General features: G+C 41.6%; 15 protein-coding genes. 9 read left to right on the top strand and 6 right to left on the bottom strand.

What is annotated here, in order from left to right:
• Positions 1-202: 202 nt before the first annotated feature.
• Positions 203-3,373, bottom strand: coding sequence for a hypothetical protein (locus tag AC1F2U_RS19350; RefSeq protein WP_480262567.1), 3,171 nt, complete (start codon positions 3,371-3,373; stop codon positions 203-205).
• A 603-nt stretch (positions 3,374-3,976) separates the two neighbouring features.
• On the opposite strand from AC1F2U_RS19350, the gene AC1F2U_RS19345 reads away from it, so the two are divergent.
• Together AC1F2U_RS19345 and AC1F2U_RS19340 are read left to right on the top strand one after the other, a co-directional pair.
• Entirely contained in the window at positions 3,977-4,174 is a 198-nt protein-coding gene (locus tag AC1F2U_RS19345) for a hypothetical protein (protein WP_480262566.1), read from the top strand.
• 81 nt (positions 4,175-4,255) lie between these two features.
• Positions 4,256-4,732: a Tic20 family protein gene (locus AC1F2U_RS19340; RefSeq protein WP_094348027.1), complete on the top strand. Its 477-nt coding sequence runs from the start codon at positions 4,256-4,258 to the stop codon at positions 4,730-4,732.
• Between the two features lie 3 nt (positions 4,733-4,735).
• Here the strand turns inward: AC1F2U_RS19340 and AC1F2U_RS19335 are convergent, their stop codons facing one another.
• Complete coding sequence (locus tag AC1F2U_RS19335; RefSeq protein WP_480262565.1) at positions 4,736-5,509, bottom strand: fumarylacetoacetate hydrolase family protein; 774 nt, start codon at positions 5,507-5,509, stop codon at positions 4,736-4,738.
• A 381-nt stretch (positions 5,510-5,890) separates the two neighbouring features.
• Between AC1F2U_RS19335 and rpsF the strand changes: the two genes are divergently transcribed.
• Both rpsF and AC1F2U_RS19325 read left to right on the top strand, forming a co-directional pair.
• A complete protein-coding gene (gene rpsF / locus AC1F2U_RS19330; protein ID WP_194042163.1) occupies positions 5,891-6,250 on the top strand; it encodes a 30S ribosomal protein S6 in 360 nt (119 codons plus the stop codon).
• A gap of 196 nt (positions 6,251-6,446) precedes the next feature.
• The gene (locus tag AC1F2U_RS19325; RefSeq protein ID WP_194042165.1) at positions 6,447-7,007 is read left to right on the top strand and encodes an Npun_F5560 family protein; all 561 of its coding nucleotides are present in this window, start codon (positions 6,447-6,449) and stop codon (positions 7,005-7,007) included.
• 481 nt (positions 7,008-7,488) lie between these two features.
• Here the strand turns inward: AC1F2U_RS19325 and AC1F2U_RS19320 are convergent, their stop codons facing one another.
• The gene (locus AC1F2U_RS19320) at positions 7,489-7,827 is read right to left on the bottom strand and encodes an STAS domain-containing protein (RefSeq protein WP_480262564.1); all 339 of its coding nucleotides are present in this window, start codon (positions 7,825-7,827) and stop codon (positions 7,489-7,491) included.
• A gap of 447 nt (positions 7,828-8,274) precedes the next feature.
• On the opposite strand from AC1F2U_RS19320, the gene AC1F2U_RS19315 reads away from it, so the two are divergent.
• Positions 8,275-8,904 carry a DedA family protein gene (locus AC1F2U_RS19315; protein ID WP_322670292.1) on the top strand — a complete coding sequence of 210 codons (630 nt, stop codon included), beginning with the start codon at positions 8,275-8,277 and terminating at the stop codon, positions 8,902-8,904.
• Between the two features lie 129 nt (positions 8,905-9,033).
• Here the strand turns inward: AC1F2U_RS19315 and AC1F2U_RS19310 are convergent, their stop codons facing one another.
• Both AC1F2U_RS19310 and AC1F2U_RS19305 read right to left on the bottom strand, forming a co-directional pair.
• A complete protein-coding gene (locus AC1F2U_RS19310) occupies positions 9,034-10,236 on the bottom strand; it encodes an argininosuccinate synthase (protein ID WP_480262563.1) in 1,203 nt (400 codons plus the stop codon).
• A gap of 445 nt (positions 10,237-10,681) precedes the next feature.
• Complete coding sequence (locus tag AC1F2U_RS19305) at positions 10,682-11,443, bottom strand: Npun_F0296 family exosortase-dependent surface protein (protein WP_480262562.1); 762 nt, start codon at positions 11,441-11,443, stop codon at positions 10,682-10,684.
• Positions 11,444-11,938: 495 nt separating this feature from the next.
• Between AC1F2U_RS19305 and AC1F2U_RS19300 the strand changes: the two genes are divergently transcribed.
• The 4 genes from AC1F2U_RS19300 (at position 11,939) to AC1F2U_RS19285 (ending at position 16,943) form a co-directional block, all read left to right on the top strand.
• Positions 11,939-13,201: an anhydro-N-acetylmuramic acid kinase gene (locus AC1F2U_RS19300; RefSeq protein WP_480262618.1), complete on the top strand. Its 1,263-nt coding sequence runs from the start codon at positions 11,939-11,941 to the stop codon at positions 13,199-13,201.
• 127 nt (positions 13,202-13,328) lie between these two features.
• Complete coding sequence (locus AC1F2U_RS19295; protein WP_094348018.1) at positions 13,329-13,775, top strand: hypothetical protein; 447 nt, start codon at positions 13,329-13,331, stop codon at positions 13,773-13,775.
• A gap of 226 nt (positions 13,776-14,001) precedes the next feature.
• Positions 14,002-15,015: a glycosyltransferase family 2 protein gene (locus tag AC1F2U_RS19290; RefSeq protein WP_480262561.1), complete on the top strand. Its 1,014-nt coding sequence runs from the start codon at positions 14,002-14,004 to the stop codon at positions 15,013-15,015.
• A 374-nt stretch (positions 15,016-15,389) separates the two neighbouring features.
• Positions 15,390-16,943 (top strand): serine/threonine-protein kinase, encoded by a 1,554-nt coding sequence (locus AC1F2U_RS19285; RefSeq protein ID WP_480262560.1) that lies wholly within the window; start codon positions 15,390-15,392, stop codon positions 16,941-16,943.
• A 458-nt stretch (positions 16,944-17,401) separates the two neighbouring features.
• Here the strand turns inward: AC1F2U_RS19285 and AC1F2U_RS19280 are convergent, their stop codons facing one another.
• The gene (locus tag AC1F2U_RS19280) at positions 17,402-17,599 is read right to left on the bottom strand and encodes an NblA/ycf18 family protein (protein ID WP_041565841.1); all 198 of its coding nucleotides are present in this window, start codon (positions 17,597-17,599) and stop codon (positions 17,402-17,404) included.
• Positions 17,600-17,981: the final 382 nt, after the last annotated feature.

The following is a 17,981-nucleotide window of genomic DNA, read 5'->3' as shown; positions in this document are numbered from 1 at the left end:
CTATGAAATCACACTACAATTCAAAATGAGCTTACTGCAAATTCTGCCAAATTTTTGAAATTCTTTCATATTTTTAACACAGGGGATAATTGGGAGATGTGGAGATGGGGAGCAGGGGAGCAGGGGAGCAGAGGAGAGTTATTGTACAAGTTCTTTTCCCTCTGCCTCTTGTGCCCAATGCCCAATACCCTTCATACCTGAGTTACATACCTAGGAGTTCATCTAGTTGCAAGCTTGGCAAGTCTGGAGGAATCACGGTTCGCACTATTGTGACTTTGTGACTCTCCTGTTGAGTTGTAAGATCGAGTGCGATCGCTCCTAAGCGAATTTCCAAACAGCCCAAGGGAATGTTTAATTGTGTCATCACTTCCAATCCTCCCGATGCATTAGGAAGTAAATTTGTCAACAAATGGGGGCCATCTAGTAAGTAGCGAGTTTGATAATCTTCAAGCCATAACTTGACAACAACTTGCAGAGGTACTTCTGCCAGTACTACGCGCACTATGACAGACTTGCCAGCAATTAATTCGCCTTCTGGCACATACAAATGTGGAGTTGGCAAAGGCTCAGTGGCTGCCGCAATTAGAGGTAAGGAAGAAGATGAATATAAAAGTGGTTGCTCCTTTTCTTCAAAGGTGTCACTCTCCTTTGTATCGCCTTCCAGTTCGCTATCTGTATCATCTACAACGATTTCTTGCGCCAACCAAGCTGACGCTATATTTATTTTTATTGGAGGGGGAGGGGGCGGTACTTGTGTTAACAGAGCCGATGAGATTGTTGGTTCTTCTAGTACTTTTTCTATTTCCGTATTTTCTCCAATCCCTAGTTCCACTTCCTGCGCTGTGTCTATATCTTCCCCAAAGTTCTCCAGTTCACGAGCCAATCCTGCGACTTCTTCCCATGTCTCTTCTCCCTTGCGCGTTTCAGTCAGGAGAAGTGGTGAACTGCTCCAATCTTCGCTCAGATTATTCTCCGTGTTGGCATCTAGGTCTAATGGCAAGTTAACATCAACATTCGCATTTTCTGCACTAGGAGGAAGGGGTATCTGCTGCGGTGGAACATAGTTATTGTAATCTTGAGGTTGCAGATCGTTGATAGATTCAGGCAAGGAGTATCCTTGGCTCTGCATCCACTTCCTCAACAGGGGAGATGAATAAAGGTTTCCGGTTGTAATTAATTGTGCATTTTGGGGGGTTTCGATTTCAGCAACAGATTCTTCCTGGAATTGCAAATTTTGTGAGGCTTCAACTTCAGCAACTTCTTCCTGGAATTGCGAATTTTGCGGGGCTTCGACTTCAGCAACAGATTCTTCCTGAAATTGTGCGTCCCCTACTCCTAATTCAGGTATATTTTCATCTTCAGCCACAGTTGCGTCCAATTTTGGTAAGTCTTCAGCCGCTTTAACTTCCAATGCATCTGGAAGAACATTATTTTCTACTTTTTCTTCGGCATCATCTGGCAAAGCTTGTAACCGTTTCAAGTATGGCAAAGTAGTCTCAAGTATTGGCATTCGACGTTGCTTGATGACCAACTGCTCTAAGTTGATGGTGGCTATAATAGTATCCTTTTCTACAAGCTCCTCCCGTGTCTGTGGTTCTGCAACAACATCTGTGGGAATGTTGGCATCACTTTGAATAGGGGGTAGTTTCGGTAATTGAGGCAACGAAATGCTTGAATTCTTGAACTTAGATGTCCGCAGATTAGCTTCTCGCAGAACTTGCAGGTTAATTTGCGCTGGTAAAGGTGTGTTTGGAGATAGATGAACTATCTGAGACTGGTCTGTTTTTGGAGTCTTGACCAAATTTAATAGTTTCAAATCGAGCCTAACAGGTGTCTCTGTTTCTGTGAAAGCACCAGATGAGTTCGATGTTGCTACAAGGTCATTTAAAGATGTACTGGATTTTGTTGCGGCTGTGATTGCCAGTAATTCTGTTACATCTGCTGTAATGGTGAAGGACTGGGTGGCTAACGGCATGACTTCACCGCCATCAGCGAATTTACCATACAAACTGATGTCTGCCAAAATTAGCTTGGATTCACAATCAGCAGGAATATCAATTGAGGTATTGATACTAAAGGGCAACTCCTTATCTGATAAGGGTTGCCGTACTTTAGTCAAGATTTTCGAGTTATTGGGCGATCGCAGTTCAATTTCTACTTCAAGCGCCCGCAAGCTTTTTGAAGATGATGTTTCATCCCAATCTAGATTTGTCTTTTCTTGGAATTCTATGTACCCGTTGATTATAAGAGCTTGTCCCCAACGAGCAATATAATTATCCTGACTTAAAGTTAGCAGTAATGGTGGCGGTAGTTGTGTTGCCGAAGAATCTGTAACTTTTTCATCTTGGGGCAGCAGTTCAGAGGTGGGTAAAGCTAAATCTATTAAATTTTGTAAAATCTGCTCTGCCGTCTCTCCTTTAAGCCATACAGGACTTACAGGCCGATCGATAACTATATCTTCATCTTCTTCCGTTTCATCTGACGCAACAGTAGTAACAAAGTTGCTATCTGTAGTAATTGCCAGTCCTTCAGAAACTGCGATCGCATTATCTAGCTCAATTGCAGTTTCTGCTGGGGCATTAGATTCCAAGTTCTCTTCATCTGATGCAACAGTGAGGTTGCCATCTGTAGTAATTGCCAGTCCTTCAGAAACTGCGATCGCATTATCTAGCTCAATTGCAGTTTCTGCTGGGGCATTAGATTCCAAGTTCTCTTCATCTGGTGCAACAGTGAGGTTGCCATCTGTAGTAATTGCCAGTCCTTCAGAAACTGCGATCGCATTATCTAGCTCAATTGCAGTTTCTGCTGGGGCATTAGATTCCAAGTTCTCTTCATCTGGTGCAACAGTGAGGTTGCCATCTGTAGTAATTGCCAGTCCTTCAGAAACTGCGATCGCTTTCTCAAACGTAAATAACGTAATTGCAGTTTCTGCTGGGGCATTAGATTCCAAGTTTTCAGAAACAGTATCTAGGCGATCGTCAGGTGAACTCGATCCTAAATTTTTCCTCGGCTCTCTCTCTGCTAACAGCGAGAAGACTTGCACTTGCACGCTGTATTGCCAAGATTTACCGAGCAGATCCGACATCAAATCGCCGGAACAGCGCAACTCCCAAACTCCCGGCTGGAAGTAGGTAAAAGGAATTACCGCCATTATGCCTTCTGAATTAGTGCGACGCGATCGCTTGAAAATTCGCCGCGTTGGTTGAACTTCCTCGGTTGAAGAGTGAGTTACCCGCACTTCCACGTCTGTATTAAGAAGGTTAGAACGAGCCAAAACTCTATACTGTCCTTCCAAAATTTCCAAATTTGGCGATTCTAGGATATGCCACGAGCGAGCGCCTTGTTTCTGTATCAGAAATTGCCAGTGTTCCATTGTAAGTGATGCCCAGACCGACGAGCCGCTGAGTAATATTGTGGATTAACTTGCTTGCAAGTTTACCTCAGTATTTTAGAAATGCCTCACTTAAATGGCTATCAAGTTAACTCAGTTTTACTGACTTGACTTCCCACACTTTAACTACTCACCTCAAAGGAATTTCAATAAGTCGCCGTGTTGCTTGTGCGTAAAGCTTTTGTTGTTTTCTGAATATTAAGTTTCACAGATCCTAGTGCTAAATTAACAGGGATGCAATGAATACCGTTAGTTGTCTGTGCTCAACTTAGTGCAAAAATTTTTGTATTATTTTTTACTAGAATTTCCACTTTGCAATAGACACAACGTACAATAAATTAAAATTCACTTGAGAATTGTTATTGAATCGTAATTGCCCACATTTTTGCTACAAAGAGGTAGGATGTGGTTCTTAAGTGTCCTCTGCGATCGCCCAAGTTAGGCGCAAAGCGAGATCGCAAATCACAACACTTAACCACGCAAAACGCATCCAATCTATCTGAAGTGGCTCTTTGAACCGCTATAAAACACGTCTTCCCTTGAGTGAAATGTGGGTTGACAATGAGGATTTACAGGAGGGATTCGATGCTAGTCATTTTAATGGACGAGCAAATCCTTGCCCCTGAGCAAGTTTGCCAGTCTTGTTTACTCGCTGACGGGAGCGGTCAACCCCGTTGGCGTGGGGGTCAACTGCGCTGTGGTCAAGCCATTCGCAAACTTACTCAACAGCAGCCAGACCAGTATGAGTGCATGATGGGCTTTCGCATCGCCCAGATAGAATAGTTGAATTTCTCAGCAAGACCAAGCAACTGCGTTATCCTAAGCTCAAGTAACTATTAAAATTTAACCACAGGAGAACGCATAATGTCTTGGCGCGGGTCTACAACAGTTTCAGATCGGATTTTTGCTTCCTTGCCTTATTTGCTTCCTCTAATTGAAGTTTTTGTATTTGGTAGATATTTGCTCTCAGAGTTTCCACCACTACAACTACTGTTTCTGCCGCTTCTGCCATTGTTGAGAATTTACTATGGCGTGCGTTATGCAGGAATGATTATTTTCTTTGCTTTATTTTTGCTGGTAGTAAGAAACGAAAAAATTAGTCACTTTATTCGTTTCAACACCATGCAAGCAATCCTTTTGGACATCATTATCTTTTTGTTTAGCATCCTAACTGATGTTGTGGGACTAGTTCCCTCCGGTGGTTTTGCCATCCAAACTCTATCCACAACCATTTTTATTGGCATAGTGGGAGCAGTCGCATATTCAGTCATCCAGTCTGTAAGCGGACGTTATGCAGAAATTCCAGCGATTTCCGATGCAGTGTATATGCAAGTGCGTTAGAAGTTAACGGGCCACTATGGTGTTTTCCAGGCGACCAATACCTTCAATTTCTACGCGGACGCGATCGCCTGGATGCAAAGCACTTACACCCTCCGGCGTACCTGTAAGCACCAAATCACCAGGGAGTAGGGTCATCACCTGACTGATATAGGAAACTAAAACATCGGGGGAAAACACCATCCGATCGATACAGGCAGATTGGACTGGATTAGCATCGTCATTCACAAAAGTCTGCAATCTCGCTCCTGGATTTAATTCCCGCACAATCCAAGGCCCCAAAGGACAGAAAGTATCAAAACCTTTGGCTCGCGTCCACTGACCATCTTGTTTTTGTAAATCCCGCGCTGTTACGTCATTGGCGATCGTGTAGCCCCAAATTTTGGTTTGGGCTACCTCTGGCGTACATTCAAAGGCATAATCGCCAATCACTAAAGCTAACTCTCCTTCATAGTCAACTCTTTGTGACTGGCGAGGATACTTAATTTCCCTCTCAGATGGAATGATAGATGTAGGTGGCTTAAGAAAGATTAATGGCTCAGAAGGTACTGGAGTTCCCATTTCGGCTGCATGATCTGCATAATTCTTACCCACCGCCACAATTTTTGAGGGAGCGCAGGGAGCCAGAATTTGGTAATTTTCTGGTGTCAAAGTTAAATCAGTGGGTTGTCCTTGTAACCAGGGTGGAGCATCTAGCACCTGCACATTCAGGGATAGCTGTAGTAACCCATAGTAAATCTGTCCTTCTGGATTTTGAATCCGCACGTAGCGCTGCGCCATAACCTTGATGAATACCTTTTTTCTGCTTTTTAGTTGCTGTGAGCAGGTAGCAATCGTCAGTTAGCTGTTTAGCGAACCGATTGAGCCATGAGCAAAAAAGCGATCGCTACTAAGATGCCCTTTAAAGAAAGATACCCCTTAGCGAACCTGATAGCTCGATCGATCTTGTTAAACAAATATCAGGATTGCCTCCCAACCTAGTTTTCATTTAGGGACATCCAAAAATCTAAACTTCGGCGATTTGGCTAATGATTCAAATTGAAAACTGGTAAGATTATAGTTCCTTGTTGCTTCAGATGTTGATTAATACTGGCTTTTTCAATAAAGTTAGGTATAAATTAATATCAGCAGCCACTTTTGTCCATGAGGAAACTGAAAAATATGACTACAAATTACGAAACAATGTACATCCTCCGTCCTGACTTGGGAGAGGAACAGGTAGAGCAAGCAGTTACTAAATATCAGAATTTGCTTCGCGATCAAGGCGCTGAGGAGATCCAAATTCAAAATCGTGGTAAGCGCCGTCTGGCTTACGAAATCAAAAAACACCGGGATGGCATCTACATCCAATTAAACTACAGTGCGCCTGCAACTGCGATCGCTCCCTTTGAACGCGCCATGCGTTTGAGTGAAGAAGTGATTCGCTATTTGACAATTAAACAGGACATTGAAGAAGAAAAACCCCCTAAAGAGGAAAAAGAAAAGCCTACTAAAGTAGCTGCAACACCTGCAACAGTTTAAGATACTGAGGATTGGGGACTAGGAACTAGGGAAGAAACTAAATGTCCAATCCCCACTCCCATTCAATAAAATTTTGTCTTTTTCTTTTTTCGTCACTTGTTTGGGAATGCTAAATTAACAAATACTTGCCAAAGGTAGTACTCCCGCAGTTATACCTAAGAGTGGACAAGATTCTGAATGGGAGCTTTAAGCTACTGTGAGCCAATCTGATACACCTAATATTCAAGTTCTCTCGACGGAAGTATCGCAGCTACGCCAAGAGCTGCAACTTCGCGATCAATTAGTGCAACAACTATCTCAAGAACTCTTCCGCCTGGTAAAGGGTAACACTAGTTTTATGCCCCAGCAGCCGGAATTTGAACGCGATCTGACTCAGTTACACGCTTTACAAGAACAACTTCAAGCTGTGGAACAGCAGGTGGCGTTCTATCAAGAGCAAATTACAACTCGTGACTCCGAAATTTATCAATTGCGACAGTCAGTTCAAGAACTTACCGATCGCACTCGGATGTTAGAGCAAGTAGTACAAGAGTTGCCTCAAATTTACCGTCGGAAGTTTGAGGAGCGGATGACGCCAGTGAGAGAAAAGGTAGCAATGCTACAACGGGAAAACCGCCAACTGCAAGCAGAACTGCAAAGTGTGAGTTACCGTTTAGCACTCAAGACTCGCAATGCTAGTCACAGCGGTATTGATTTACCAAATTTTCCCCGTCCAGCATCCGAACAAACTAATATTTCGACTCCCCAGAATGCCTAAAATTACACTTATGGTGGAATCTAAGAGGTAAGAAATTGGTGCATCAAAGCATCTTGGAGGCATCCAAGTAGTAGATCGAGGCAAAAATAACTATAAAGTTAGAAATAACCTAAAAGCTGAAAATCTAACCTTTCTTACCTCGTGCTTCCTTTCACTAGTTACGTCCCATATAAAACAATTAGCTTAGAGTAATTTGCATAACCCTGTATTTAAAAGGCTGGGGAGTGTCACGAATAGTTGCATTTGCTTCGATCGATTTTGGCAATTTCTGACTTTACTGCTTTAGGTAGATGACTTCCAATAATGCAATTTATACTACCTAGCTCAAAGACATCAGTTTCTCTCAACATTATTCTCTGGACAATAAAGAAAATCAGCCTGCTAGCACCAGACTGTTATCTTAAGAGAATGTGAAAAAATGCAAATATTGCTTGACTCCACCATCCTTCTTTAGGTAGATTTATTAGTTAGTCTGCTAGCATCAGACTGTTATCTTTGAGTTGGTAAAAATATCTTGGTAAGTATGAAAAATTTCAAACACTGTATCGAGTTGGGTAAGTTCTAAAATCAACCGTACAGGAGCTTGTACGTTGCATAGAACCAAGCGGCAACCACTCTGACGTGCAGCTTTTAAGCCTTTTACTAAAGGAACTAACCCAGAGCTGTCCATGAAGTTAACTTCTGCTAGGTCGATAACCCAGAGTTGATAAGCTTGAGGTACTACTCCAGCCATCTGTTGGCTCAAAGCCTTACCGCCTTCCAAATCTATGCTTCCTTGGGGTTTGAACAAAATCACTTGAAGTTCTTGTGTAAAAGCCATGAATTTAACAGGGTAATTGGAACACTTGACAAAAAATTGAAAAAGACATCAATACTTCTTCTCTTTCAACGGTGAAATGACTCTTTTACCCAGATATTTGGGCAATTGCAGTCCTACAGTTAAGATAAATTAATTCAGTATCCATGTCGTATAATTTGTGATAACTTTCATCAATATAGGCATAAGCGCCTAACAATTTCGGTATCAACCGTATCTTTTACAAGATTTTCATAATTTAAAGGGATATTTATAAATTTTCTATAAAATTTTTAATCTTTTTTTAATAAATTATGAACATGTGGTAAGAATCCCAAAAATTGTATAGTTAATAGTCAAAAGTTAACAGTTACTATAGACTAAAAGCTATGTATTAGTTTGATTGACACCCCACCCAAAAACAAGCAAAAATATAGTAAAAGTAAAAATTTGTAAAGACGGCGGTGCGGAATGTCTTTAGAGCTGATTTCACTAGAAAATATCCAGGAAGTTGCTCATAATTACGGATATTGGGCAATTTTTTTCGGAATTTTGCTAGAAAATTTAGGCATTCCCCTTCCTGGTGAAACCGTGACCCTAGTGGGCGGGTTTTTAGCTGGCAGCGATGAACTAAATTTCTGGCTGGTTCTCGGTGACGCAATCATGGGTGCTGTCATTGGTGGTACTTGTGGCTATTGGATTGGTAGAGTTAGCGGTTGGGCTTTTCTGGTAAAAGTTGGCAGCATATTTCGGATTTCTGAAGTGCGGCTGCTGAGTATTAAAGATCAATTTAGTCAAAACGCTGCTAAAGGGGTGTTTTTTGGGCGTTTTTTGGCATTGTTACGAGTTTTTGCTGCACCACTAGCCGGTATAGCTGAAATGCCCTTTAGAAAATTCTTTTTATACAACTTTTTAGGAGCAGTTGCTTGGGCTAGTTTGATGGTGACATTAGCTTTTTTTGCTGGCAAAATAGTCTCTTTAGAACAATTGGTTGCTTGGGTGGGTCAATTTGCGATCGCAGCTTTACTAATCCTCGCTGCCTTAATTATTGTGCCCCTGTGGCTGGAGTCTCGCCAAGTTAAAGGTGCAGCAGAAGAGTAAGTCAAGCATAAACTAAGTCAGAAGTGAGGAGTGAGGAGTAAAGAGTAAAGTAAAAAGTGAATTTTTTTAACTTTTACTTTTGTATTTTGCTTTTTTAACTCCTAACTCCTAACTCCCAACTCCTAACTCTTAACCCCTAATCTGCTTTGACCAAATGCGAGTCGGTAGTCCCCAAACGTATATAAAGCCTTCAGCGGCTTTGTGGTCAAATTTATCCTCGGCTCCGTAGGTTGCCAAATCGGGAGTATAGAGGGAATTATCGCTCGAACGCCCAACTATTGTAGAGTTACCCTTGAACAACTTCACTCGCACAGTTCCAGAGACTTGCTCTTGTGTCTTTTGAATAAAGGCATCGAGTGCAACTTTGAGTGGACTGTACCACAAACCGTTGTAAACAATTTGGCTGTAAGTTTCTTCAATCCCACGCTTGTAATGGGTGACATCTGCCGTTAAGGTCAAGCTTTCTAAATCTCTATGTGCCTGAATTAACACCAACATCGCGGGTGATTCGTAGATTTCCCGCGATTTGATCCCCACTAGACGGTTTTCAATCATATCGATCCGTCCGATGCCATGATTTCCTACCGCCTGATTGAGTTCTTCAATTAGCTCAACTGGCTTTTTGGCTATACCGTTGAGGGTTGTAGGAATACCACCCTGGAAACCAATTTCGATGTACTCTGGCTCGTTGGGAGTGTGAGCGATCGCTTTGGTCATTTCATAAATTTCTTCTGGTGGCTCAAATGACGGATCTTCGAGTAAACCAGCTTCAATACTACGACCAAGCAAATTCTTGTCAATACTATAGGGAGAAGATTTTTTAACTGGTGAGGGAATACCAAACTTTTCCCCATAAGCGATCGTTTCCTCACGGCTCATCCCCCATTCTCTGGCTGGTGCGAGGATCTTCAGGTTGGGGTTTAAGGCAGTGACAGAGACATCAAAGCGAACTTGATCGTTGCCTTTACCGGTGCAACCGTGAGCGATCGCATCAGCACCATATTTTTCGGCTGTTTCTACTAATACTTTGGCAATCAGTGGACGAGCAAGAGCGGTTCCTAGAGGATAACGATTTTCATAAAGGGCGTTGGCTTGAATCGCTCCAAAGGCGTAATCTTTAACGAAGCTGTCTTTGACATCCGCCACTAGGGATTCACTTGCACCCGATTTCAGAGCTTTTTCTCTGATTGGCTCTAATTCATCTCCCTGACCTAAATCTGCTGCTAGGGTAATCACCTCTTCCACACCCCACTCCTGCTTGAGGTAGGGGATGCAAACTGAGGTATCCACTCCACCAGAATATGCCAGGACAACCTTTTTGGCGCGACCCATTAATTTCTCCAGTTAGGACAACAAAGAATGAGTCATTATTATATCTAAACTAATCCACGTATATTTTATTCATGCAACAACCTATAGAAGTCAAAATTACGGTTCACTCTCAATCCGGTTTGGTTAAGCTCTAAGCAGTATTGAGTAGACCCCTTGCACAAATGAAATGTAAAATTTGCCCACCCTACGGGATCTTGCTACATCCCCCAACCCCTTCTCCCAATTTTGCATGAATAAAAAGTCTAGTTAAAGAAAATTTTCTCAGCTTGCTGCGCGTAGCATTGACCGTAGAATAAGCCCCGATTATAAATGGCAAAAGGATTAGGGCGAGTTTAACTAAGTAAACTCACCCTGATTGGTATTTAATATTAACTAAGTTTTGAAATGCTTGTACAGGCTAAGGTTAGAGTATAGAGAAAATCTTACTTAGCTCAAATTGATATATTTAATGAGATTGTCTTACACTTTGTAACTTTTCGTTCTTGCGCTTGCGTAGAAACATACCACCTACAGCCAGCATACCTAATGTAATACTAGGCTCAGGAACAGATTTAGGGTCAAAACCTGTAAATTTGTCAGTTCCTAGATGGAAAGAATGGTTGTCGCTTTCAAATCCACCACCACCTGTTTGGGTAATGACAATCTTGTTGAAAATATCGTTGCTACTATCTGAGTAGAAGTGAAGGTAGCCATTTCCTTCACCGCCATGCTGTGATGCACGAATTGGAGCAACTGGATTCACATCCTCAGTTGAAAATGATTTGATTAGATTATCGCCATTGTAGAAGGAAAAAACGTTACCAGAACTAATAGCTCCCCAGTCAATACCGAAATAATTGAGGGAACTTGCAAGGTTAATTGTGACTTTATCGCCGTTGAAAACTGCCAAATAGTTCCCATTATTGACCTCACCATTTGCCCCAGCAGGTGCCCATACATCTGACCTCACACTGCTGGTTCCACTGTTATTCTCAAATGAGTATTTAGCAAAACCGGTGGTTGGTGCTTGACCATTATTGAAGTTAACAGTTGTCGTACCGGGAAGTTGAGTAAACTCAGAAAAAGCACCTTGGTCAGTTTCTCCATTAGGGCCTGCAATGCCAGTGGTTACTTGGAAGGATATAGCTTGGGCAGAACCTGCATAGATAAATGAGGAGATTGCAGATAGAGATAAAGCAGCGATACAAACAATTTTTGTAAGAGACATAATTTTGAAATTCTGTATTTTTAATTTTTGAAAAGTTCGTTGTGCGACTTGGATTCATTATGTAGTGTCTTCTAGAAGAAACAATAGGATGAAACTACTGGATTTGTATTTATTGAAAAATTCCTGGATTTAGCCAATAATTTGCCCTATTTTCGAATATAAATAAGTAGTTTCACTTGCCGTGAAAGTGGATAGGATATCTGTTCTTTATCTGAAGATAAAAAATATGTAAAGTTAGCCTGCATATATTAAGAATTTGTATCTTCAAATGTTGTCCTGATTAAGGATCGATCAAGATAACAAACAAAATTGTTTTAAATTCTTTGTTTGCTGGTAAATATAAATAGATTCGTGGTCATTGCTATTGGTTTTGAGATTCTTCCTTCGCTCTATTTACTTTTTCTTCTATAGTCAACTATGCAACCTGAGTGTTTTGACATAGCTATTAACATGAATTAAACTAAACTCTTGCAATCAACAAAAGAATCTCGATCGATGCATCCAACTGAAAAAGCTGTTGTCCCTACTCGCGTTATTGGTTTAATTAGTGGCACATCCGTAGATGGCATAGACGCTGCGTTGGTAGAGATTTCCGGTACAGAATTGGATCTCAAAGTTGAGTTGCTCGCCGGGGCAACATATCCTTATCCAGCCCAACTCAGAGAAAGAATATTAGCTGTTGGTGCAGGCGTTGCCATCTCAATGGCAGAATTAGCAGAAATAGATGATGCGATCGCCCAAGTCTTTGCCCAAGCCGCCCAAAATATTCAAATTGGTCATCAGCGCGCCACTCTCATTGGTTCCCACGGTCAAACGGTTTATCATCGACCACCCAAAGAGGGAGCAGGGGGAGCAGGGGAGCAGGGGAGTAGGGGGAGAGAAATGCTCACTACCCACGAGCTAAACCCTAGCTATCCGCTAACGTCACTGGGCAGTCCCTTGGGTTACAGTCTTCAACTAGGGCGAGGTGCATTAATTGCCTATCTTACGAACATTGCGACTGTGAGCAACTTCCGCGTTGCTGATATTGCTATTGGTGGTCATGGTGCACCTCTTGTTCCCAGGGTCGATGCTTATTTGCTCAGTCATCTCCAGGAAGGACGTTGTATTCAAAACATTGGTGGTATTGGCAATGTTGCCTATATTCCGCCTCGGCATGGAGACTGGCTCTTAAAAATTCGTGGTTGGGATACTGGCCCAGGAAATAGTCTGTTGGATCTAGCGGTGGAGCATTTAAGCAATGGTGCTAAAACTTATGATGAAGATGGTAATTGGGCAGCAAGTGGTACTCCTTGCCATCAATTAGTAGAACAATGGCTCAACCAAGACTACTTTCATCTACCGCCACCCAAATCCACTGGACGCGAATTATTTGGTGTGACTTACTTGCATCAGTGTTTAAAAGATGCTCAAGCATACCAACTCAATCCTGCTGACGTACTAGCAACTCTCACAGAACTTACAGCTGCTTCAATTTTTCATAGTTACCACACTTTTTTGCCAGAAATGCCACAACGAGTACTATTATGTGGTGGTGGTAGTCGCAATCTCTATTTGAAACAAAGGTTACAGTTGTTGTTGGGATCGATACCAGTCTCGACGACAGATGAAGTCGGCTTGAGTGCAGATTTTAAAGAAGCGATCGCTTTCGCAGTTTTAGCCTACTGGCGACATTTGGGTATTCCTGGCAACCTACCTACTGCTACAGGTGCACCTCAAGAAGTACTTTTGGGAGAAATTCACCAAGGTCAATTCTGAATGCTGAGTCAGGAACAATAAACAAGATAAAAAATTTCTTCATTCTTTACTCGCAACTCAGCACTCGTAACTTAGCACTGCTATAACTATAGTCTTGGCAGCACTCGAGCAAGACAGGGAACAAAAGGTGGCTCATACTTTTTTATTGGAACCAGGACGCTGGGCAATGGAAGGAAATTGGCTGGAACGTAATGGTATGCCAATTAGCGTCAAGGGTATGACCTTGGTCGCTTGGAATCGAGATAACTGGTTCACTATGGCCACAAAACTGATATTCCCAGGTAGCGATCGCTCTGAAATCTCTCTGCAATATAAGGGGCGGTTGCATGATGGAGAGCGTCAGTATACTTTTTTACTACAACATAATATTTTGGGGCAGGTTGAAGGCGAAGGCTGGATTGGTCTGGATACGATCGTACAGCGTTACTGGGTACTAGGCGATCGTCAGCGTCGTAGTGGCTTTGAAACCCTACACCGGATTTCGCAAGATACATATTACCTCAGTAGTGGTATCTTGGCTGGTCATTTTTTAACTAACACAATGGAAGCTAGCCTAGAGCGTCAGTCAGCTTAAAAGCAGTGCTGCTTCACCGCTTTGCTGTTCTTCTAAGCCAAACACCGCCGTTCAAAAAACTCTGGCAACGCACTGGTTTACCAACGCCTAATATCCTCCTGCCCAACTTTAACCACTCATCGTTTATTCTCACCGACCTACTGAGTTGTATAGTAAAAAAGAAACGATCGAATTATGGTCAGAATTTTAGTATTTTACCTAACTATGTAGTCAGGAGTTCAGTTTCGTGAATCCTAAAGTCTCCGTTATTATCCCTGCTTACAATACTGAAACTTATATTGGGAAGGCAATAGAGTCAGCCTTAAAGCAAACACTCACTGACATTGAAGTTATCATGGTCGATGATGGCTCAAGTGATAAAACTGTAGAAGTCGCTAAAAGTTTCAGCGATCGACGTTTCAAAGTGATAGTTAATCAGCAAAATCTTGGAGCGGCGGCTGCACGTAATCGCGCCTTCAGAGCAGCCCAAGGAGAATGGATTGCTGTACTTGATTCAGATGATTGGTATGCTCCCGAAAGATTGGAAAAGCTTGTGTCTCTGGCAAATAAAACAAATGCAGACATGATTGCTGATGATGTTTATTTGATCGAAGACGGTACAACATCTCCTTGGAGTACATTGATTCAAGAAAGTGGAGAATGTATAGATAAAATCTTCCAAATTGATATCGTTTATTTTGTAGAAACTGATGTCTATGGGCAACCAGGTTTGCATCTTGGCTTAAGCAAGCCTCTATTCAAACGAGAATTCCTGATTAAGAACGGCATCGAGTACGATGAAGAAATTAGAATGGGTCAAGATTTTTGGATTGACATGAAATGCTTAATCAAAGGAGCTAGGTTTTTTATTGAGCCAAAACCCTATTATTTCTACCGTTCACGCCCTGGTTCTCTTGTATATCAAAGTCAATTACCACGTCTAAATCAATATTGCAAAGCTACTACTTCTTTCATGCAACAAGACATTGTGAAAAAAAATCCTACTCTAATGCGTGCTCTATCTTATAATCTCTCAATCTATAAGAAAAATCTAGCTTATCTTAAAGTTGTAGAACCTATAAAACAAAAAAAATGGTTAACAGCATTCACAGAAATCAGGAAATATCCAGGTTTCTTTTATGATTTCATGTCCCGATTTAATAGTATTGTGGAACGTCGAATTCAATACTATGTGATGAATAATAAATCAACTTTCGATCTATATCCTAATCAACAGAAAAAACGAAAAAATAACACTTAGAATATAATAGGTTTACTAATAAATAATGCATCATTACATAGTAACAATTAGTTTGAAGGTTAAAAAGATTATTAGGTAATAATAAAATGTTCTAAAAGTATTGGGTGAATATAATTCGTTATTATATAAATTAAGCCTACCTTCGTGGACTAATGCGAATTGAAGGGTTTGTTAACCTACAAAGACAGGTAAGGTTTCGTGTAGCCAAACTAATGCCGTCTTCTCCCAACATAAACCAACGTCTTGTAGAGAAGAGGAGATGCCAAGAGTGATAGCGCATTAGTCAAAATTGGGCAAACTAAAACTACACCACAATTTTTGAATGCACTTGTCCTCCCAAACATTTACAACCTGCTTTTGGAGTCGAATTTTCTATGTCAGACCCCAACATTGGTCGCTTACTCAGCAAACGCTACCAACTCCAAGAGTTAATCGGTACTGGAGCAATGGGTCGGGTTTATCGTGCTAAAGATACATTGTTGGGAGGTGTACCTGTTGCGGTTAAGTTTCTGGCTCTATCAATCCAAAATGAAAAGATGCGATTGCAAGACCGCTTTGAGCGAGAAGCAAAAACCTGTGCTTTACTAGGGCAAAAAAGTATCCATATTGTCCGAGTTATGGATTATGGCGTAGATGACAATAACACCCCGTTCTACGTTATGGAATACTTACAAGGACAAAGCCTGAACAATATTATTCGCAAGCAACGATTACCTTTAGGAAGATTCCTCAGTATGGCGCGTCAACTCAGCCTGGGGTTACAGTGCGCCCATGATGGCATCCCGGTTGATGGCACTATTTGCCCAATTATCCATCGCGATGTCAAGCCAAGCAATATGCTGGTGATTCAAGATCCCAGTTTTGGAGAATTGGTCAAAGTTCTAGATTTTGGTATTGCTAAGTTATTACAGTCAGATGGCGACCATACAAAATTTTATTTGGGTACATTGGCTTATTCTTCTCCCGAACAGATGGAGGGTAAGGAATTAGACAACCGTGCTGATATTTATAGTTTGGGCGTCATGATGTTTGAGATGCTGACAGGCAAAATGCCACTGGTGGCACCAACTCACTCTTTTGGTGCGTGGTATAAAACACATCACTATCAAAAACCACGTTCTTTTGCTGAGGCTGCGCCTGGATTAGAACTACCAAAAGAAATTGAAAATTTGGTGATGAGTTGTCTAGCTAAAAGAGCATGCGATCGCCCTCAAAGTATTACTGAAATCCTCAGAGTTTTAGCATCTTTAGAAAAGCCTGAGCATACACGCAAAATTCAGCAAGCCAGCCATTCCCTCGTTCCTGCTACTACAGCTAGCACTGAGCTTGAACAAAAGACCAAAGCCGATTTACGGGTATCCTGGTCAAACGATGAAATCGCTCGTGCCATTTCTTGGCCCAAAAATAAACCAATTGCCGATATTGTTTTTCCCCAGCCCATTCATACCAATGGGGAGGTTTTACCAGCTTTGTGGGTGATGCTACCGCAAGAGGAAATTCAAAAACGCTTACTCTGTACACGCTATAACCAATTTCTGTTCATCTCTATCCCCCATCCCATGCTGCTATGGATTACTGTCATCTACAATCGCAAGCATGGCGCTAAATGGTTGCCTTATTACCTCGATCTCAAAACCAGCCTTGGTCAAGAAATTGCTCGGTTATTACAGCACACAGGTTACTACCGCCTCTTATTCTTCGCACGAGAAGCACCAAATCACTGTACCCACATCTTACTTTCTAGCGTCGCTTCTGCCCAGCGGCAACGACTGCAAGAGTGGGTCACAATGAGCAATACGTTGATGTCCTCTGCCGACCCGCAAATGAGTAAAAGCTTACTCAAAAACGAGTACGAAAAGATTAAGCCTCAGATTATAACAAAACTGGAAAGTATTGATACAGATTCTCCATACGATCTTTCCAGCTAGGCATAATTTCTTTATGTTACGTGTTTTATAGGTGGTCGCTCCAAGAATGTAACGTTTTATAAACAAAAGATATATAAAGATGTAACTTCTAGTTATATGTATAAAGAGTGAAATCACTAGCTGTTAAAGCAGTGGTATCCAAATTATCTCTAAATCTTCCTGTGCAAATATTCTAGTGGATTGTCAATTTACGCAGGTTTGATCCACCGCTAGACGAAACAACAAGAAGTTTGGCTAAAGCAAACAACAGATTTAGCCTGCAACGCTAAAGTTAGTCTAGACTCCAGCAGATATGGCGTAGACAATGTTTACTCATTCTTAGTTAATTTCGTGAATTGAACTTTTGTGCAATCTTGTGGAATTTAGTTATCGAAGTTGACGCCCCGGCATCCCCAGCTCTTTTCCTCCTTGGAACCAAGCAAGAGAAGGAGGTCGCCCACTGCGACATTAGAACGACTCTATGCCATAGTGGAACCGGAATCTAAGCCCCACTGATGCTTAAGAAGCTCTTGATAAGTTGCCTCGCGCACGACCATTTGCTCATATAGCTTGACTAAAAAATCTTTAGCTTGATCGTGGCTCATATTTTGTACCTGAGTAGCAAATGAGCAGATGCTGAATTGCTGTTCCAAGGATAGTTTCATTGGTTGATTCATAATTACTCCGAAAAAACAACGTGTAAAGGTGATATCGCTCACAGAAGTCCAAATGGGATAATATTTGGACTCATATCTGTCCAACATTTGTTCCTCCGTATTACGAAAGATAACAATTGTTTGACAGATTGCCCACATCCAAAGTGTGGACTTTTTCTGCTCTGATATATTGCACCTAATCCTACTGATATACCACCCAAGTCAGCTGAACCATATTCCGGAAAATAAGCTCTATTTGGTCTTAGATAGGTATAACTACCTCTTTAATTCATTCTGCTTTGCACAAATTTCTTTTAAAGAGAATATTTTGTGCTATGCAAAACCCGTCTTAGTCTTTGTGTTTAAAAAGCCTAAGATTGTGTCTCCGTAAGCGTGGAAGAAG

Source organism: Nostoc sp. LEGE 12454 (assembly GCF_056620565.1).
Note: the sequence above shows the minus strand (reverse complement) of the source record. Positions and strands in the feature narration are given on the sequence as shown.